The sequence below is a fragment of the Salinibacterium sp. NSLL17 genome, assembly GCF_015864935.1.
Classification (GTDB): Bacteria; Actinomycetota; Actinomycetes; order Actinomycetales; family Microbacteriaceae; genus Rhodoglobus.
Window position 1 is genome coordinate 1,304,646 of sequence record NZ_JADYWH010000001.1, and the last position, 18,573, is coordinate 1,323,218.

Annotated in this window: 21 protein-coding genes; 9 read left to right on the top strand and 12 right to left on the bottom strand. The window is 60.8% G+C overall.

What is annotated here, in order from left to right; genetic code table 11:
• The first annotated feature begins 9 nt into the window (after positions 1–9).
• A complete protein-coding gene (locus I6E51_RS06395) occupies positions 10–582 on the top strand; it encodes a signal peptidase II (protein ID WP_231599672.1) in 573 nt (190 codons plus the stop codon).
• A complete protein-coding gene (locus I6E51_RS06400) occupies positions 579–1,361 on the top strand; it encodes a hypothetical protein (RefSeq protein ID WP_197109744.1) in 783 nt (260 codons plus the stop codon). The genes I6E51_RS06395 and I6E51_RS06400 overlap by 4 nt, the downstream gene beginning before the upstream one ends.
• A gap of 10 nt (positions 1,362–1,371) precedes the next feature.
• On the opposite strand, the gene I6E51_RS06405 is transcribed toward I6E51_RS06400, so the two are convergent.
• The 5 genes from I6E51_RS06405 to I6E51_RS06425 all read right to left on the bottom strand — a co-directional run bounded on the left by I6E51_RS06405 (position 1,372) and on the right by I6E51_RS06425 (position 5,843).
• The gene (locus I6E51_RS06405; RefSeq protein WP_197105970.1) at positions 1,372–2,316 is read right to left on the bottom strand and encodes a cation diffusion facilitator family transporter; all 945 of its coding nucleotides are present in this window, start codon (positions 2,314–2,316) and stop codon (positions 1,372–1,374) included.
• 2 nt (positions 2,317–2,318) lie between these two features.
• Positions 2,319–3,437, bottom strand: coding sequence for a bifunctional glycosyltransferase family 2/GtrA family protein (locus tag I6E51_RS06410; RefSeq protein WP_197109745.1), 1,119 nt, complete (start codon positions 3,435–3,437; stop codon positions 2,319–2,321).
• Positions 3,434–4,390 carry a phosphodiester glycosidase family protein gene (locus I6E51_RS06415; RefSeq protein WP_197109746.1) on the bottom strand — a complete coding sequence of 319 codons (957 nt, stop codon included), beginning with the start codon at positions 4,388–4,390 and terminating at the stop codon, positions 3,434–3,436. The genes I6E51_RS06410 and I6E51_RS06415 overlap by 4 nt, the downstream gene beginning before the upstream one ends.
• Before the next feature lie 152 nt (positions 4,391–4,542).
• The gene (locus I6E51_RS06420) at positions 4,543–5,139 is read right to left on the bottom strand and encodes a hypothetical protein (RefSeq protein ID WP_197109747.1); all 597 of its coding nucleotides are present in this window, start codon (positions 5,137–5,139) and stop codon (positions 4,543–4,545) included.
• Between the two features lie 128 nt (positions 5,140–5,267).
• Entirely contained in the window at positions 5,268–5,843 is a 576-nt protein-coding gene (locus I6E51_RS06425; protein WP_197109748.1) for a TetR/AcrR family transcriptional regulator, read from the bottom strand.
• Between the two features lie 99 nt (positions 5,844–5,942).
• On the opposite strand from I6E51_RS06425, the gene I6E51_RS06430 reads away from it, so the two are divergent.
• Genes I6E51_RS06430 through I6E51_RS06450 form a run of 5 tightly spaced genes read left to right on the top strand, consistent with a single transcriptional unit; the run spans position 5,943 to position 12,070 of the window.
• Entirely contained in the window at positions 5,943–7,544 is a 1,602-nt protein-coding gene (locus I6E51_RS06430) for a carboxyl transferase domain-containing protein (RefSeq protein ID WP_197109749.1), read from the top strand.
• A 5-nt stretch (positions 7,545–7,549) separates the two neighbouring features.
• Positions 7,550–9,598: a biotin carboxylase N-terminal domain-containing protein gene (locus I6E51_RS06435; protein ID WP_231599673.1), complete on the top strand. Its 2,049-nt coding sequence runs from the start codon at positions 7,550–7,552 to the stop codon at positions 9,596–9,598.
• Complete coding sequence (locus I6E51_RS06440; protein WP_197109750.1) at positions 9,595–10,782, top strand: acyl-CoA dehydrogenase family protein; 1,188 nt, start codon at positions 9,595–9,597, stop codon at positions 10,780–10,782. Before I6E51_RS06435 ends, I6E51_RS06440 begins: the two co-directional genes overlap by 4 nt.
• On the top strand, positions 10,779–11,258 hold the full coding sequence (locus I6E51_RS06445) for a MaoC family dehydratase (protein ID WP_100388689.1): 480 nt from the start codon (positions 10,779–10,781) through the stop codon (positions 11,256–11,258). Before I6E51_RS06440 ends, I6E51_RS06445 begins: the two co-directional genes overlap by 4 nt.
• Entirely contained in the window at positions 11,255–12,070 is an 816-nt protein-coding gene (locus I6E51_RS06450; RefSeq protein ID WP_197109751.1) for a CoA ester lyase, read from the top strand. Before I6E51_RS06445 ends, I6E51_RS06450 begins: the two co-directional genes overlap by 4 nt.
• 166 nt (positions 12,071–12,236) lie before the next feature.
• Here the strand turns inward: I6E51_RS06450 and I6E51_RS06455 are convergent, their stop codons facing one another.
• From I6E51_RS06455 to I6E51_RS06475, 5 genes are all read right to left on the bottom strand, one after another.
• The gene (locus tag I6E51_RS06455; RefSeq protein WP_197109752.1) at positions 12,237–13,133 is read right to left on the bottom strand and encodes a DUF4231 domain-containing protein; all 897 of its coding nucleotides are present in this window, start codon (positions 13,131–13,133) and stop codon (positions 12,237–12,239) included.
• Complete coding sequence (locus tag I6E51_RS06460; protein WP_197109753.1) at positions 13,130–13,519, bottom strand: TIR domain-containing protein; 390 nt, start codon at positions 13,517–13,519, stop codon at positions 13,130–13,132. The genes I6E51_RS06455 and I6E51_RS06460 overlap by 4 nt, the downstream gene beginning before the upstream one ends.
• A 132-nt stretch (positions 13,520–13,651) precedes the next feature.
• Complete coding sequence (locus tag I6E51_RS06465; RefSeq protein WP_197109754.1) at positions 13,652–14,749, bottom strand: toll/interleukin-1 receptor domain-containing protein; 1,098 nt, start codon at positions 14,747–14,749, stop codon at positions 13,652–13,654.
• 428 nt (positions 14,750–15,177) lie between these two features.
• Positions 15,178–16,533, bottom strand: a complete 1,356-nt coding sequence (locus I6E51_RS06470; protein ID WP_197109755.1) for an NAD(P)/FAD-dependent oxidoreductase — start codon at positions 16,531–16,533, stop codon at positions 15,178–15,180.
• Entirely contained in the window at positions 16,526–16,828 is a 303-nt protein-coding gene (locus tag I6E51_RS06475; protein ID WP_197109756.1) for a thioredoxin family protein, read from the bottom strand. The genes I6E51_RS06470 and I6E51_RS06475 overlap by 8 nt, the downstream gene beginning before the upstream one ends.
• Positions 16,829–16,882: 54 nt before the next feature.
• Between I6E51_RS06475 and I6E51_RS06480 the strand changes: the two genes are divergently transcribed.
• Positions 16,883–17,281, top strand: coding sequence for a heavy metal-responsive transcriptional regulator (locus I6E51_RS06480; protein ID WP_197109757.1), 399 nt, complete (start codon positions 16,883–16,885; stop codon positions 17,279–17,281).
• Positions 17,282–17,337: 56 nt separating this feature from the next.
• On the opposite strand, the gene I6E51_RS06485 is transcribed toward I6E51_RS06480, so the two are convergent.
• Together I6E51_RS06485 and I6E51_RS06490 are read right to left on the bottom strand one after the other, a co-directional pair.
• Positions 17,338–17,574 carry a hypothetical protein gene (locus I6E51_RS06485; protein WP_197109758.1) on the bottom strand — a complete coding sequence of 79 codons (237 nt, stop codon included), beginning with the start codon at positions 17,572–17,574 and terminating at the stop codon, positions 17,338–17,340.
• Positions 17,575–17,719: 145 nt separating this feature from the next.
• Positions 17,720–18,199 carry a hypothetical protein gene (locus I6E51_RS06490; RefSeq protein ID WP_197109759.1) on the bottom strand — a complete coding sequence of 160 codons (480 nt, stop codon included), beginning with the start codon at positions 18,197–18,199 and terminating at the stop codon, positions 17,720–17,722.
• 165 nt (positions 18,200–18,364) lie between these two features.
• Here I6E51_RS06490 and I6E51_RS06495 point away from each other — a divergent pair, with 165 nt between their 5' ends.
• A complete protein-coding gene (locus I6E51_RS06495) occupies positions 18,365–18,535 on the top strand; it encodes a hypothetical protein (protein ID WP_197109760.1) in 171 nt (56 codons plus the stop codon).
• Positions 18,536–18,573: the final 38 nt, after the last annotated feature.

Genomic DNA, 18,573 nt, shown 5'->3' on the forward strand with positions numbered 1-18,573 from the left:
AATGGTCTTATGACCGAGAATCTCGACCCTGCTGCGGCCACCACTCCTTCACGCGCACCGCGCCGTTTACTGGTGGGTGTCTTTGCGCTCGCGGCATTCGTGATCGCGGCAGACCAGCTCAGCAAGTGGTGGGCTGAAACCAACCTCGGTGGCGGCATCAACATCCCCATCATTGGTGACCTGCTGTCGTTCCAGCTCGTCTACAACCCCGGCGCAGCTTTCTCTCTCGCCGAGGAATACACCTGGGTGCTCACGATTATTGCGGCGCTCGCCGTGGTGGCGATCACGTGGTACGCGTGGACGGTTCAGTCCCGCGCCTGGGCCATCGCGCTCGGCATGCTCCTCGGCGGTGCCATCACTCACCTCGGTGACCGCCTGTTCCGTGACCCTGGCTTCGCCCGCGGTCACGTCGTCGACTTCATCAACTACAACGGCTACTTCATCGGCAACATCGCCGACATTGCCCTCGTGGGCGGTGCGATCATGATCGTCATCATATCCATCATGGGAATCGCCGCCAAGCCCGAAGAGGCAACGGCATCGAGCGCGGATGCTCCGGCGGAAGCAACGACCACCGAATGACCGATCTCAGCCTGCGCATGCCCAACACGCGTCTGCGGGCAGTGCTCAACCTCGGAACGCAGCGCTCACCGGCGCTCGACCTCCCGGCAGCACTGAAAGCTCCCGAGCTCTTTGGTGATTGGGATGACGAAGCTCAGGTGAGCGATCTCTACGTCGAGTATGCCGATGGGCAACTGCACTTCGAGACAACGAGTGCGGGCAGCAATCACCATTTCCACACTCCGGCGGGTGAGCATCGCGGCTCGAGCCCGTGGTCGGCTAACGACACCCGAGTGCTCCTGCAGTGGGCAACGCAGCTTGCCAGTGCCTTTCACTCGCTGCTGCCGAAGCTGCTCGACGACATCACCCAGGCCGCGGCGTGGCACGATGCCGGGCTCGACCTCTACATTTGCGAGGTCGAAGAGCCGGTGCAGCTCGATCTGCTCGAGATCGAGGTCGAGGGAGAGCTCTTGACGCTCCCGTGGCTCGGTGCCGGCACCGTGACTCACGACCACATCGAGGGCGAGAATCATCCGATCGCGCTGCTCTGGGGTGCAGGGGAGTCAGAGCCCGACCGACCGATTGCTCAAGCGTGGACCGATCCGCGCACGGGCGAGCCGCGCTCCAAAGCTGTGCCCGGTATTGACTGGAACGTCATCGGGCTTGCCGCTGAAGAGGTCTTGCCGTGGCTTGAGGGTATTTACCTCAACCACCATGTGATTCCGGATGCCGCGGGCACCCTATTAAACGCCGTCTTGCGGCGCTTGGGCGGCCTGTCTTCAGACCGCGCCTCGTCCTAGCCCCTCGTAGCTAGTCGAAGCTGATCGACGGCTCGTCGCTGACAGACAGCGTCAGCACGGCCTTCTTGATCAGATCGTTGCCCTCGATCGAGCGTTCGAGCTCACGCAGTTGACGTGCGACTTCTTCTTCGCGGTGGTTGCCCTCAAGGTCGATGGCTGCCACGACGAACAGTTGTGACGGGCCAACGAACTCGAGGTGCAGGTAGGTGACGCGACTGATTTCGGGATGCTCGGCGAGAGCCCGCCCCGCTACAGCACGAGCAGCATCGCCCGGCGTTTGACCGACGAGGAACCGACGATTGCGGTTGATGAGAACGACCGCCACCACACCGAGAAGGAGGCCGATTGCTAGCGAACCAACGGCATCCCACACTGAATTGCCCGTGAGCTGGTGCAGCAGGATGCCGAAGAAGGCGATGGTGAGGCCGATCAGGGCGGCAGCATCTTCGGCTAGCACCGCACGAAGGGTGGTGTTGGAACTGTTGAGGGCATATTCGAGGGTGCGGCGGCCGAAGCGAGCGGCTCCCTTTTTGGCTTGGACCATCGACTGCACGAAGGAAACGCCTTCGAGCACAGCGGCGATCCCGAGCACGAGGTAGGCGATTCCGAAGTCACTGGCGGGTTCTGGGTCGATGAGTTCGGAGATTCCGTGCTGCACCGAGACGACAGCGCCCGCGGTGAACAAACCGACGGCTGCGAAGAGTGACCAGACGTAGGCCTCACGCCCGAATCCGAGTGGATGACTCGCATCGGCAGGTTTTACCGAGCGGCGTTCGGCAATGAGGAGAAAGATCTCATTGCCGGCGTCGGCCCACGAGTGTGCGGATTCGGCGAGCATCGAAGCCGAACCGGTGATCAATGCTGCGATCGATTTTGCAATTGCTACGAGAAGGTTGGCAACGAAGGCGACCACGACGGTGCGCACTTGTGCTGTTTTCTTGGGAGCGTCACTCATAGTTACACGCTAGTACCGTGGCTCCTAGCCGCGGTACGCGGGGCTGGTCGATCAGCACCGAGCGGTGCGTCAGTCTCCGACTGCACCGGTGATCCGGGTGCTGCCCCTGACTTGAAAACGAAGCGTCGCTGCACCTGGAAGCTGATGATGTAGAGCGTGACGTCAGAGAAGACCTTGGCGATGACGAGCGGAACGCCCCAGTCGACGAGTACCGAGAGCCACACGTAGCTGGAGGCGACGAGCGCGAGCGCGAGAATGACGTAGCGCAGGGCATCCCGCGCCACATGTTCGCGATTGCTGGCGTTGAACACCAGGTGGCGGTTGATGAGGAAGTTCACGGAGGCGCTCACGAGCCGGGCGCCGACCACCGACACGAGCAGCGACTGCGTGAGGGCAAAGAGGATGAAGAGGCCGATTGCGTCGATCAGGAAGGCCGCCAGAGAAGAGGAAATGTAGCGCAGCAGTGGCGCGAAGACTTTCACCGAATCAACGATCGGTCGAAAGTGCGAAGAGGCATTGTGCTGCAAGTAGACCGTCTCAATCTCGATTTCTTCGATGCGGATGCCGGCGGAGCGCGACCCGAGCAATGCATTCAGTTCATACTCGAACCGTTCGCCTTTCACGCCGAGTAGCCAGTCGAGCATTGGGGCGGGGTAGCCGCGCAGCCCGGTCTGAGTGTCGCGCACGGCAACACCGGTGGCGAATTTGAAGGCTGCGCGTGAGACGGCGTTGCCGAAGCGGCTGCGGGTGGGAACGTCGCCCGCAAAGGCGCGACCGCCGAGAACCATGGCGCCGTCGGACGCCTGCAGTTGGGCAACCACGCGCAGGATGTCTCCCACTTTGTGTTGGCCGTCGCTGTCGGCGCAGACGACGGCCTCACCGGGGTGATTTTTGCGGATAGAGCGGAAGCCGAATTTGAGGGCGTGCCCTTTGCCGCGGTTCTCGTCGTAGCCGATCACGTCGGCGCCGGCGTGCTGCACGGCAGCGAACAGGTCGGCATAGGCGGGCCCGCTGCCGTCATCCACGATGACGACGCGGAGCAGTGGGGCAGTCGCGCGCAGATCGCACACGAGCTGCAGGAGGCGGTCATCCGGTTCGAAGGAGGGGATGAGGATGATCATGATGCGGCTCCCACGTAGAGGATGTCTGAGGTTTCGCGTTCTCCGCCATTGGACGGTTGGTTGATGATGGTGCCGTTGAAGTACATGGTCGAAGAGCCGCCGCCATCGAGGTTGTAGGCGGTAGTGGCGCCGAGATCTTGCATGATGACGGCCAGGTCGGGCAGGGTCACGCCGGCGCTGTAGCCGGGGTCGCGACCATCGACGACAACGAAGACGAGATGGTTGTCGTCGATCACGCCGACCGCAGTGCGGGGCTGTTCGCCCTGGATGGAGTGATTGCCGAAGTTGGTGTCGATCTCGACGTTCTCGATACCGGCAACGACATCGCCGTCTTCAACAATTGCGGGCCCGAAGGAGAGCGTGTTCCAGACGCCGTCGGCGATCAGCTCGTCGGCAGAGGTAGTGGTTTCGTCATAGACCTCGACGCTGCCGTCGAGATAGAACGCGAGCCCATCGCGGGCCGGTTCGTCGCGGTAGGTGACACCGTTGCGGATGACGATGCCAGTGTCTCGAAAGCCGTAGTAGTCGCCGTTGATGGCGAAGATCGCATCGTGCTCAGCCGCGATGGACGAGGTGAGATCGATGATGTTCTCGCCGAAGCTGTTCTGAGCAAATGCCGACCGCAGGGTAGTGGCATCCGTCAGTTCGACATCCGCGACGTAGTAGGTGACGGTGTCGGCACCGCTGCCAGAGACAACCGTGGAGATTGTGACGTTGGCGTCGTCGGAGGTATAGCTCGTCTCGGTGAGAACGGGTTCCGTGGACGTCGTGGTCGTGGGCTCGGCGCTTGTGGTGGTGCTGTTGTCGGCTTCGTACTGCGCGACGTCAGAAATCTCGACGTGCTCGATGACAAATCGATCGAGAGCCCACGCAGCGGTGCTGCCCAGGCCGAGCACGAGCACCAGCACGGAGCCGATGACGATGTGCCGTTTTCGCAGAGGTTTCTTTTGCATGGTCTAAGGAATACGGGGAGTTGCTATCCCGGCCTCATGAAATAGCTGAGAGCTTGCAAGGAGCCGCCAGAGAGTCTGCTTTGAAGACAAAGAAGGGCCTGCGACCGATCAGTCGCAGGCCCTTCGTCCTCGGGGGAGGTGCTGGGTGGTGGTTAGTCGTCGGTGCGTGCTTCTTCGACGGCCTCGGTCTCATCATCACGGTTGGGTCGGTCTGCGACGTCGCCGCGATCGCCGTGGCCTGCGCGGGCGCCCGGGGTGCCTTCGCCGTTACCGTTACCGCCGCCGACGCGTTCGTCGCCAGAAGCTTCCCTGGCGGCTTCGCGGTCAGTTCGAATGTCAGCAAGTGCGGTGGTTACCGCGTCTTCGTCAACGTTGAGTTCGGCAGCGAGAGCCGTCGCGAACGCGGCCTGGCGGGCATCCTTGGCGGCCATCTTTTCATCGGCGGTCGCGTCTTTATCGAGGGTTGTTTCGGATGGTTCGGTTGCGTCCCGCACGGCGGTCACGGCATCAGAGACTTCAGTTTCGGTGAGTCCGAGTGCGGTCGCGAGAGTTGCAGCATCAATGTGGGCACCGCCCTGGCCGTGACCGCGAGCAGCACGGTCGCCGGTGGCGGAAGTGCCCGATTCAGAGGCGCTTGAGCTGGAGGTTGCGGTCGTGAGAGTCTCGGCCTGAGCGGGCAGGGCCACTGCGAGTCCGACGCACGATGCCAAAACTACTCCGGCCGCTCCTGCAATCATTGTCTTCTTCATGGTTGATCCTTTTCGTCATTTCCGGAATCTCCGGTGTACGAAACCAACACTGCGGGCCGGGTCTATCAAGGCACTGTGCTGGCACTGCACGCCCCGTGGGGAAGTGCTGATGTAACCCAATGAGGCGGCTATGCGTCGAGGGCGGCCAGCGCCATCCGCTCGAGCACGGCACTGGTGGCGCCGGCTCGCCCGCTGTGGGGAGTGGAGTTGATGAGCCCGAAGGTGGCGTGGGCGCGGGTGCGCAACTCGGTGGTCGCGGCATCCGGATGCAGCTGCGCAAGAACGCCAACCCACAGTTCAACGTAACTGCGCTGCAGGGCGCGCACCTCGTGTTGATCGCTGGCGGTCAGGCTGTCGAGGTCGCGATCTTGAACCCGGATGACGTCGGCATTGCCGAGCGCAAACTCCACATGAAACTGAACGAGGCTTTCGAGCGCGGCTCGGGGTGTGGCGGCGTGCTCGATCACGGTCTGGGCTCCGCGGCACAGGTTGGAGCTGGCATCCACCAGTATCGCGGCGAGCACGTCTTGTTTGCCGTCGAAGTGGCGGTACACGGCGGGGCCGCTCACGCCGGCGGCGGAGCCGAGTTCTTCGAGCGAGACGCGCGTGAAGCCGCGCTCGGCGAAGAGGCTGGCGGCGGCGTCGAGGAGGGCCTCGCGTCGGTCGGCCTTCGCTTGGCTGCGCGGAGTTGGCGTCTCGTTCATGTTCTGAGTCTAGACAGTTCGGTTAATGCTCGCTAACCTAAATTCAGTTAGTAATGACTAACCCAAGTGGCCACAAGCTGCGCTGAACGAAGGTGTTCGATGGAGAAGATTTCCTCGGCCGCTCAACCGTCCCACCCGACGTTTGCGGCTAACGAAGAGTCAATGCGCGGCCTTGTCGAGCAATTGCGCGAACGACTCGCGACGACGGCCCTCGGTGGCTCGGAGAAATCCCGCGAACGCCACGTCTCTCGCGGCAAGCTGTTGCCGCGCGATCGTGTCGATGAACTGCTCGATGAGGGCAGTCCCTTCATCGAGATCGCCCCGCTCGCCGCGAATGGAATCTACGACGACCAGGCTCCCGGGGCTGGCGTGATTGCCGGTATCGGCCTCATCCACTCTCGCCCCGTGCTCGTGATCTCCAACGATGCGACGGTCAAGGGCGGCACCTATTTTCCCCTCACGGTCAAGAAGCATTTGCGGGCGCAAGAGATTGCGTTCGAAAACAAGCTGCCGTGCGTCTACCTCGTTGACTCGGGCGGTGCCTTTCTCCCGATGCAAGACGAGGTCTTTCCCGACCGCGACCACTTCGGCCGCATCTTCTACAACCAGGCCCGGCTCTCGGCGGACGGCATCCCGCAGATCGCCTCGGTCATGGGGTCGTGCACCGCGGGTGGTGCTTACGTTCCCGCGATGAGCGACGAAACGATCATCGTGCGCAATCAGGGAACGATCTTCTTGGGTGGTCCGCCGCTCGTGAAGGCGGCCATCGGCGAGATCGTCACGGCCGAAGAGCTGGGCGGGGGAGACGTGCACGCGCGCACCTCCGGCGTCACCGACCACCTCGCCGACGACGACCGCCACGCGCTCGAAATTGTGCGGGACATCATCAAGACCATCCCGAAGCCGGCTGCTCCCGCGTGGGACGTTGTTGCCTCGCGGCCTCCCGCCGTGAACCCTGACGAGCTCTACGGCGTCGTGCCGACCGACGTGCAAAGCCCCTACGAAGTGCGCGAAGTGATCGCGCGGCTCGTCGACGGCAGCGAGTTCCACGAGTTCAAGAAGGAATACGGCACGACGCTCATCACCGGGTTTGCGACGCTGCACGGGCATCCGGTCGGCATCGTCGCCAACGCCGGAGTGCTGTTCAGCGAATCGGCACTCAAGGGCGCTCATTTCATCGAACTGTGCGATCAGCGCGGCATCCCGCTGCTATTTCTGCAGAACATTTCTGGCTTCATGGTCGGCAAGGAATATGAAGCCGGCGGCATCGCCAAGAACGGCGCCAAGATGGTGACCGCGGTCGCCACGACGCGCGTACCTAAATTCACGGTCGTCATCGGTGGCTCGTTCGGTGCCGGCAACTACTCGATGTGCGGCCGCTCGTATTCGCCACGCTTTTTGTGGATGTGGCCCAACGCCCGCATCTCGGTCATGGGTGGCCCGCAGGCTGCTGCTGTGCTCTCCACGGTGCGCCGCGATCAGCTCGGCGAAGACGCCTTCACCGACGACGACAAGGTCGCGTTCGAGAAGCCCATCCGCGAACAGTACGAACGCCAGGGCAGCCCCTACTATTCGACAGCCCGCCTCTGGGATGACGGAATCATTGACCCCAAAGACACCAGAGACGTGCTCGGCATGGCCCTCGAGATCGCCGCGGCCACCCCGCTGCCTGAGCCGGGCTTCGGCCTCTTCCGGATGTGATTGCCATGTTCTCTGCCGTTCTGGTCGCCAATCGTGGCGAAATTTCCTGTCGCATTACGCGCACCCTGCACTCGATGGGCATCCGTTCGATCGCGGTATACACCGAGCACGACCGTGACGCGAAGCACGTTCAAGTGGCGGATGCCGCGGTGCTGATAGACAGCTACCTCTCGGTCGACTCGATCGTTGCTGCCGCTCATGCCGTAGACGGCATGCAGGCCGACGCGGTTCACCCGGGCTATGGCTTCCTCTCCGAAAATGCACACTTGGCCGAGGCCTGCGCCGCTGCCGGAATCACCTTTATCGGCCCGGGCGTCGAAGCGCTCGAGATCATGGGCGACAAGATCGCGTCGAAGAAGCACGTGACCGAGCGCGGCGTCGCGGTGATCCCCGGTATCGCTGAGCCGGGAATGACGAACGACGACTTGGTAGCTGCTGCTGCCAAGGTCGGGTTCCCGCTGCTGATCAAGCCGTCTGCTGGTGGCGGTGGCAAGGGTATGACGATCGTGCGCGAGCCCGACGCCGTTGCCGCTGCGCTCGATTCTGCTCGTCGCGTGGCCAGTGCCGCGTTCGGCGATGACACCCTCTTTCTTGAGCGTCTCGTCGAGAAGCCCCGCCACATCGAGGTGCAGGTTCTGGCCGATAGCCACGGCACGATCATCCACTTGGGCGAGCGCGAATGTTCGCTGCAGCGTCGCCACCAGAAGATCATCGAAGAAGCGCCATCGCCGTTGCTTGATGAGGCAACTCGTCAACGCATCGGTGAAGCAGCCTGCGAGGTCGCGCGCAGCGTGAGCTACATCGGTGCCGGAACCGTCGAGTTCCTTGTCTCCGACAATGCGCCAGACGAGTTCTTCTTCATGGAGATGAACACGCGCCTGCAAGTGGAGCACCCGGTCACCGAAATGGTCACCGGCATCGATCTCGTGGAGTGGCAAGTGCGAATCGCTGCCGGCGAGAAGCTCACGGTGGAGACGCCAACGCTCGCCGGTCACGCGGTTGAGGCACGCATCTACTCCGAAGATCCCGCCAACGACTTCTTGCCCTCCGCAGGTCAGATCGTGCACCTGCACGAGGCCGGCGACGGAAATGCGGCCAGCGCTGGCACAATCAGCGCCGGCACAGTCAGCCCAGCCACAGCCGGCACAGCCGCGACCAGCGTGCGCGTAGACAGCTCCCTCATCCAGGGCGGCACGGTGTCGGCAAACTACGACCCGATGCTCGCGAAGGTCATCGCCCACGGCGCCACGCGCGCCGAAGCAATCCACGCCCTTGACCGCGCTCTCGCCGACACCGTCATCTTGGGCGTCACGACAAACATCGAATTCTTACGAGCCCTGCTCAACCGCGACGACGTCCGCGCCGGCGAACTAGACACAGGCCTCATCGAACGAGCTCTTACCGAGATCGAGTTCGCCGCGCCAACCCCGGCGGTGCTCGCAGCTGCGGCTCTGAGCATCCATTCCGAACGCTGGATGCCGGGCTCACCCTGGCAGCAGCCCAGCGGTTGGCGTGTGGGCCAGCATCGCCCGGCCCGCTACCGTCTCGCGTGTGCGGGGCGGGTGCACGAGGTTCTGGTTGCCGGCCCGCCCAGCGCAGCGGAAGTCACGATCGACGGCTCCACCACCCCGGCGCGCTTGACGAGCACCGGCATCGAGTGGGGTACCCAGAGCATCCGTCTCGCTATCGAAGTCGTCGACGCCACGGTGTGGATTGGGCAGGAGGGCACTTCCTGGGCTCTCACTGCGCAGTCTCGCGCCGAGTCACTCGCGGCCCACCGCGCGACGCTCGCCCGAGTGGCTGGCGTTGTTGACCCCGAGTTGCGTTCGCCCATGCCCGGCACGGTTGTGGCCGTTGCGGTGGCGAACGGAGACTCTGTGACTGCCGGTCAGACGGTGCTCACGATTGAAGCCATGAAGATGGAACACCCCGTTGTCGCGACCCTCGATGGGGTTGTCGACATCAGTTTGAAGCCTGGCGATCTGGTCACACGCGATCAGATCGTTGCCCGAATCGAATCGCCACAAGCGAGCACTGAAGGAGAAACCTCATGAGTCACGACGTTACCCGCGGCGAAATCACCCACCTCGGCCTCACCGATGAGCAGTTGAAGTTGAGCGCTGACGTGCGCGACTTTGCTGACAAGGTTGTGGCTCCGGCCGCGTATGAGTACGACACGAAGCGTGAACTGCCCTACGGCATCATCGCTCAAATGGGTGAGATGGGTCTCTTCGGTTTGCCGTTCCCCAAGGAATTTGGTGGGCAGGGTAAGGACTACGTTTCGCTGTGTCTCGCCATTGAGCAGCTTGCTCGCGTTGATCAGTCGATCGCGGTGACGCTCGAGGCCGGCATCGGTCTTGGCGCCATGCCGATCTTCAAGCACGGTAGCGAAGAGCAGAAGCAGCAGTGGGTTCCCATGCTCGCGCGCGGTGAAGCTCTCGCTGGTTTCGGTCTAACCGAAGCGGATGCCGGCTCCGATGCTGCGGGAACCAAGACCACGGCCGAGCTCGTCGATGGCGAATGGGTCATCAACGGCACGAAGCAGTTCATCACTAACTCGGGTAGCGAGATCACGAAGGTCGTGACGGTGACTGCCGTCACGGGTCGTCGGGAGAATGGCAGGCCTGAGCTGAGCGCCATCCTCGTTCCGAACGGTACGCCGGGCTTTACAGTTCACCCGCCCTACGACAAGGTCGGTTGGCACACCTCAGACACGCACCCGCTGTCGTTCGACAACGTGCGGGTTCCCGAAGAGAACCTGATGGGGGAGCGCGGCCGTGGCTTCGCGAACTTCATTGAGGCTCTGGATGAGGGTCGCGTCGCGTTCTCGGCTCTCTGCACCGGTGCTGCTCAGGGCTGCCTGGAGGAGTCGATCCGTTACGCCAACGAGCGTCACGTCTTCGGTCGTTCGATTGGGTCGAACCAGCACATTGCGTTCAAGATTGCGCGGATGCAGGCCCGAGTTCACTCGGCACGCTTGGCAACCTACGACGCAGCCCGCAAACTGGTTGCCGGAGTTCCTTTCAAGATGGAGGCGAGCTTGGCGAAAATGATCAGCAGCGAGGCGGCCATGGATAACGCTCGGGATGCCACCCAAATTTTTGGTGGCTATGGCTTCATGAACGAAAACCCTGTCGCTCGCCACTACCGTGACTCGAAGGTGCTGGAGCTCGGTGAGGGCACCACTGAGGTGCAGATGATGGTCATTGCTCGTGAGCTGGGGTTCGCGACCCTATGACCGGCAAACGTATTCAGCAGCGCGGTCTCTGGTTCGATGAGTTCGAGGAGGGCGCGGTTTATCTGCACGCGCCCGGCCGCACCGTCACCGAGGCCGACAATGTTCTCTTCACGACGATGACGATGAACACGCAGTCTCTGCATTTGGATGCTGCGTGGTCAGAGCAGCAGCCTTTCGGGCAGCGGTTGGTGAACTCGATGTTTACGCTCTCGACGATGGTGGGGGCATCCGTTGCTCAACTGACGCAGGGCACGATTGTGGCGAATCTGGGCTTCACGGAGGTCAACTTTCCGCATCCGCTCTATCACGGCGACACGATGTATTCAGAGAGTGAGGTGCTGGAGAAGCGGCTCTCGAAGTCGCGCCCCGGCCAGGGAATCATTTCGTTGCGTCACACGGCCAAGAACCAGGACGGCGTTGTGGTGGCTGTGGCAACCCGTTCGGTGATGGTCTGGACTGAGGAGGGCGCACCGTGATTTTCACTCTAGGGCCGTCGATTCTCTTTGTTCCGGGTGATCGCCCCGACCGTTATGCCAAGGCGCTTGAGCGCGCGGATGCCATCATCATTGACCTTGAGGATGCCGTAGCCAGTGTCGATAAGGCTGCTGCCCGCGCTGCCCTGATCGCTAACCCGATGGATCCGGCCCGCACGATCGTGCGACTGAATCCGGCCGGCACCGAGGATCACGATAGTGACCTCGAGGCGTTGGAGCAGACGGAGTACCGCACGGTGATGCTGTCGAAGTCGGAGTCGGTTGCTGACTTCGATGCGCTCACCGAGCTCGACGTGATTGCCCTGTGCGAGACGGCGCGGGGTGTGCTGGCGGCGACAAGTTTGGCGGCGCTGGATTGCGTGGTTGCCCTCATGTGGGGTGCCGAAGATCTGGTGGCGTCGCTCGGCGGCTCATCGTCGCGCGAAGATTCCGGCCCCTACCGCGGTGTCGCGTTGCATGCGCGCTCGTCGGTGTTGTTGGCGGCGGGAGCTTATTCGAAGGCTGTGATTGATGCGGTGCATCTCGACATCGCAGACCTTGAGGGTCTTGGTGCTGAGGCTCGGGATGCCGCTGCGCTCGGGTTCACGGCAACGGCCTGCATTCATCCCTCTCAGGTCGCTATTGTGCGCGAAAGTTATGCGCCCACGGTTGAGCAAATCGCGTCAGCACGAGCACTTCTCGCCGCTGCGGAATCGCAGCCCGGCGTCTTCAGCTTCGAGGGTCGCATGGTCGACGGGCCCATCCTGAGGCATGCGGAGTGCGTGGTGGCGCGGGCGGGGTTGCGCGAGGGGTAAAGAGTCTCATGGTTAGTCGCAAGTCTTCCGCCTGCTTGCGCGAGTGCGATGCTAAGACTGCGGTGCACAAAATCTGAAGCAGAGGCGAGAGCCCACCGAGACTCAAGCGCTCCCATTCACGTGCCAGTAGCCGAGCATGAAGCGCCTCTCGTGCGGCGGGGCGGCGTTATTTCCTTATCCTTACGCCGCGTGATGCACGCCACAGTGTGTGTTCTCGGGAGATAGCCTCCTCGGCTTCGTTTACGAACCGAGCCCAACCGACTTCGTCCCCAATTAGCGCGAGCTCCGACTTAACCCCAGCCAATTCTTGCGCTGTAATGCCATACGCTGTCGCGAGATTCTTGTGCTGTTTCGCTTGAGCCCACGCCGTTAATGCCGCTGCGACTGCGGCGAATAGCGCAAGTAGGTCGATGCTCAGGGCTCCCACGATTGTAAGGATGGCGCCGACGACTCCGAGTCCTTCTAGCAGAAGTATCGCCAGAGTCCAGCTGCGACCGGCTTTGCCGTTTGCTTCAGACTTCGAGGCGTACCAGCTCCTCTGGTCCTCAATCCGGCCGTCGCGATACGCGATCTTTCGATCCTCAAAACTTGAAGCCCTGAGATTCTTCATCGCCACGGTAATCTGCTCAGATCCAGACGACGGTTCGCTTAACTCAACTTCATGCAAGTCGTGGAGTGCATCCCGGAGACGTTCGAGAAAACGTCGGTCGCTTTCTTTATCGGGTTCACCCGCGAAGGTGCTGCCTCTAACGACATAACGCCAAGTTAGCGTTTTAACTGATTCCGCGGCCGCACGCCCTTCGTACCAAGCCTTGTCGGGTGCGGTGATGGACGAGTATGATTCAGCCGCTATAGCTATTAGGAATCCGAGTAACGCCACCCACCCACCAATCAGGTTGTAGCCGCTGGCCAGGATCACTGTGCCCCCAATGGTGGCTGCGATCATGCCAGAAAGCCTGAACCTCAGCGCTTGCAGGTATCGTGACTGCCCTCTGAGCGAAGCTGCGTTTGCTTGCTCATAGAGCGCGGGGTATCCACCAGAGGTGAGCGGGTCGAGCGTCATCCGATCGCTCCGACGACATCGGTAATTTTCCATTCATGGATAGTTGCTCGAGCGGCTGTGAGCGCGGCTGGCGTGGGGCAATTCACAGTCGAATAGAGCTTGACTCCAATCACCTTATTGCCGAGCTGGACACTCTTTTCAATTTCCCATGCAACCCAATCGCTCGCAGCTGTCGAGGGTCCAATTAGGCAAATGGTGACGGAAGCGTCTCGGATCTTTTCAGTGATCTGAGATCGGATATAGGCGGCGTTAGTGCTGTTGTAAGGAGTCTTGACCGAATAGTCAGCGAAGACAAGCGCGCTATTCCTATTTTTAGCCTGCCCGCGAAACAAGTTAACCGCATCTAGGTCTTCCGCGACAAATGAGAGAAAAACATGCTTGCCCACCAAAACTCCTTTATTCTACGAATTCAGTTCCGCTGCCGCCCCATGTTAGTGAGTCGTTCTCGACTAGCCGACGGGCCACGCCCATCAAACGATATTGAGCTCTAGTGTCTGCCGGGCGGTGCCGACACGGCTTTACTGCGATTGCGCCTCGAACAGCGTCGAAAGATCCGCGTGCCAATCGAGTAGAAGTGTGTTCCCCTCCTCCCGGTATTGCGCCGCGCGTGCCTCACAATCGAATAGCAATTTGAAGACCCCGCCTAGTTTGGAGAACCGTCCCCAGTATTCCTCCCCTGTGACCATGCGCACGGGGTATTCTCTAACTACTTCCTCTCGTGCTTCGGCCACGGCTTCGTATAACGGTCTTAGCGTTTCCAAACCTGGAGCCCAATCCGAAGCCCCTCGCAAGACAGTTGCGACGAAGGGTGCCATCTCGACCGAAAGCGAAGAATAGTTGCGAGCTAACTCTAGAAGCTCGTTGGCGAGCTTGAGTCCATCGGTTGCGTAGCCATGCCGAATCGCTAGCTCTTTTGAGGCTGGGGCGGTATTCAGCCGTTTTGAGTACACCTGCCCTATTGCCATAAGTTGAGCATTATGAACTATCGCACTACGCACAAGTTCTTGCCATTTATCCAAGCGGTTGGCGATTTCTTCCAGCGCCTCATAGAAACCGAGCTCGGGCGAATTGGGGGCGTCCTGGGCGCGACCGGAATTAACCTGCTCTTGGTCGCTCAGATCGTGGTGCAGGCCAATAATCCGGGTGGCCAATTTGTTGACACCGGATCGATAGCCCTCAGACGTTGGATCCTTTAAACGGAGTCTTGACCAATCTTCAAATTCATATGACGATGCAATTGCGACGATCTCGTCTGGGTTGGTCGATTTGAAGTCCGAAACCGGGGTGTAGGAGAGCGGGAGGAGAAGATTGTCTAGGGCGCGGCTTTTCGCTTCGCGATAAAAATTGATGAATTCATTTCGACATTCGATTTGTTGGAAGTACGTCGGGCTCAAGATCGGCACAAAAAAAGTGCTTGCTGTCAACGCGCGGTCGATGTTTGTCCGCCATTCGTCGCCCCATTGCAGAGACTTGCGATCTACGAATAGGTCGACCTCAAGCCCTGATATGACGCGGATCTCGCTGGCTAGGTGCTGAGCCAAGAGCGTGATGCGCCCGTGATCGCTCGAGTCATCGACGTGGGCGTAGCTCCAGAAGAGCGATAGATCCGTAGGCATGAGTAAACCTTATCGAAGCCGGGGGCTTGAAGCGGAAAGGTGGCGCTGACGTCAGGGATATAGTCCCAGATCCCAGATCGAGCGGGAAGTGGTCGAGCGAGAGTGCCGCCTACGAGCAGATAGTTTAGTTCTGCTTGGGGACAAATCTGCTAGCGCTCAAACGTATTGACCATGACGTGCGGGGCGGGGCCGAGGTGCGCGCAGATTCCGGCGTCGCAGAGCGACGGCGGTTTAAGGGCGCTGCGCATGTGGTGAAATCAATCGTCTCGAGCATCCGGGTTCGCTTTGAAGGGCCCGTGGCGCATGCGTAGGCCGGGGCGTGCGCGATCCGAGCTGTGCGTGCGCGGTCGCCCCGATACTGCTCCAAGACACCCGTCAGGCGTTGGATCGCACCCTCAAGGCCAGACCACTCCGGTCAGTTAACCACCTCAAATCATCGACCCCAGATCTGACCCAGTCGAAGGGTACGCGGCAGTGGTCGACTTGATTTGGCGTGCGGTGAGGCCGTTTTTCATGGAGAGAGCAATGGTGTTGGCGAGTTCGGCGTAGTCGTGGCCGAGGAGGTGGGCGCCGATGATGCGGTCGGTGCTCTTGTCGACCAGAATCTTTGTCGCTCCGGTCGTTTCACCAATGCGGTAGTTGGAGAACCATCCGCTCGTGTCAGTGAAGCGCACATCAACGTCGAGCCCGCTTTGCTTGGCCTCGTGCTCGAGCATGCCGACCCTGACGAGCTCCGGAATGGTGAACACCGCTGTGGGGATAGCGCTGTAATCCGGAGTCGCCGAATTCGGCTTCAACATGTTGGATGCAGCGATCTTCGCCTCGAACACCGCAACCGGTGTCAGCGGCATCCCTGGGGTGTCTGCAGCATCGCCAGCCGCATAAACATCCGGGTTGGTGGTGCTCTGCAGGTGCTCCGATACTTGGATGCCGCGAGGGCCGAATGCGACATTAGCGGCTTCGAGATTCAGACGACCGAGGTCTGCGGTGCGGCCAGCACCGTGCACGACGAGGTCAACATCCATCGTGGATTCCGTGCCGCCCTGTTGCGTCGTGACGCGAAAACCTTGGGCGAGCTTCTCGACGCTCGTGATGGTCGTTTCGCGGCGCACTGCGACGCCGGCGCTCTCACCACGCTTGAGCAAGAGTTCGACGAGGTCGGGGTCGAAACCCTTCAGTGGAATGCGGCCGCGGTCGATCACGACCGGGGTGCTTCCCGCGCGGGCAGCGATGTGTGCAAATTCGAACGACACGAAGCCGCCGCCAATGAACGCAATCCGTCGCGGAAGCTCGGGGAGGTTCAGGAAGCCTGTGCTGTCGATGAGGTGTTCGTGGCCGGGGAAGTCCAGCTCGCGGGGCACCGCACCGGTAGCAATCAAGAACTTGTTCGCCTGAAACTTCGTGCCGTCGATCTCGATGTGGTTGTTGTCGATGAACGTCGCGATCCCGTGCAGGGTGTCAACGCCGGCCGCCTTGAGGCTCTTCTCCATGCTCTCGGGAACCGGATCGGTGAAGCCGTGCTTGTGCTGTATGAGGTCAGCCCAGTCGACGCTGAGGTCGTCCGTGTTGATTCCTTTGCCAGCGAAGAGGCGAGCAGAATCGACGATCTCTGCAGCGCGCCGAAGGATCTTCTTGGGGTCGCAGCCACGGAGCGCGCACGTGCCGCCATAGGGGAGTGCATCCACGATTCCGACGCGCCACCCGCGCGACGCCGTCTTCTTTGCGGCGGCAATGCCGGCCATTCCGGCGCCGATGACGAGCAAGTCATAGTTGTTGTCACTCATGGCTGTTCAACTTCTCTCGCAGCTGGTCAACGGTGGGTGCGCCGGCAAAGCCAGCCGGGGTGATGTAGCGGCGGCAGGCAAGCCCGACCGGGGCATCCGGCTGGGCAAAGGGATCCACACCATCGAAGAGGATGCTCGGTGACCCGCGGAACCCCACACGCTCAGCTTCTTCGACCGTGTCGACCAGATGTCGCGACACGGTGATCTGCGGGAACTCCTGTACGAGTTCCTTGATGTGCTGATTGGCAACCTTCCAGTTGGGGCAGCCCTCGAAGTATTGCAGCGTGATTTCCATACCTTCACCGTAAACCTTGAAGTGCACTTGAAGGTCAAGCGTTAGTCTTGCCCCATGCTTATTGGAGAAGTTGCCGATCGCCTGGATGTTCCGCGCCACACGATCCGTTTTTACGAAAAGCAAGGGCTTCTGCCCGAGCCTCAGCGGCAAGGCAACGGGTATCGCGACTACGATCCCGCCGTTGTCGACCGCGTCACGTTCATCCGCAACAGCCAAGCCGCGGGGCTCACGCTGTCGGAAATCATGAGCATCCTGTCGCTGCGGGATGCCGGCGAAGCTCCCTGCACCCACGTCTCAAGCTTGCTCGAACACAAACTAGAAGGCGTGCAGGAGCGCCTGAAAGACCTGGCGGCGCTCGAAGCGGAGCTGAAGCAACTCATCCACGAGGCGCAAGCTCTCGACCCAGCCAACTGCAGCGAGGCTGAAATCTGCACCATCATCCCGCGCACCTAGAGAGAGGCAACGGCCTCAGCGGCTACAAGAGGTGTAGCTCATGTGGAGCCTGAGTGCTACTTAGCGTTGTGTAGCGATTTTTTCTCGCGGCGGTGACGTAAGTCTTGGCGAGTTTTATAGACGACGAATGCGAATATGGGGATGTTCGAGACTATTCCCTGCCATTCGCTTATCGCATAGCCGTTGAAGTGCAGCACGACGAAGAACATAAACCAGATGACAGCGAGTGCAAACCATAAGACGAGCGCCCACTGCGGCAAAGAGTCGCGACTGGACTTACTTTTGCTTTCCATGGACTTCCCTCTCTAGGGGATCAGCTCTTGCAAGCCTTGCTTAGGTTCATTATGCGGTCATCAACGCTTTTTGCGCGAGTGGCCAACGCTCCTTCGGGTCTCATTTCACGACTACTAGTGTTGGCGCGCTGACGGCCGAAGCCGCTCAGAACTCGTAAATCTCAGTGAGCTCATCCGACAGCAGCACCGTGTGCGGAAGATCGCGCAGAGCGTCGGCGTCTACTGAGATGCCTCTCAACTGAGCCGACTCTGCATACGCTTCCCATGGAAAAGTGTCGGGATTCTCGTAGTCATCATTCCGCACGAAAACGAGAACGTCCGAGATCACGTCGGCGGCGGATCTTTTCCAGGAAGGAACTTCACCACCCCCACGTCTGGAAATGGTCACCCCACGATCCATATCGAGGCGGATCATCGAATCGTCCGAGAGGCGTAAATACTGGGTCATCTTCAGGCTCATGTGTGGCCCGGTGTTCTCTGGAACAGGCTCATCGAGTTCACACATGATGACGAGACCGGTCATCGACAGTGCTGAGAGATCGAAGGGGAGGCGCTGCGGCTGCTCCCTCAGCGACACGCCAGGGTTGATTGGCGCATAGCTGCCCTGCTCATCGCTGACTGTCATGGTGAGCAGTTTAGATCTTCGCAGTCGCAGTCGCAGTCGCAGTCGCAGTCGCAGTCGCGGGCCGGAGCTGTTCGCTCTCGCGACTCCCGCTAATCCCCAAATGTGTTGACCAAGGCCGCCCGAGATTAGTGGAGTTTCGCTTACTTTTTTCGTAGGGTTGGGCACATGATGAGTTCAATCGGCGCGTTCGCAATGCTTCTCAATCTGCTCTTTGCCGCTGCGGTGATTGTCCTCTTTGTCTTGGTTGTCTGGACTCTGATCCTGTCGATCAAAGCGCTGCGGAAGTACCTCGGGCAACCGGGGCCTTCCAGCACAAATCTGCACGGAAGCGAGTGAGCGCTATACGTTCGCGCGGACACTCGGCGACTCGACGA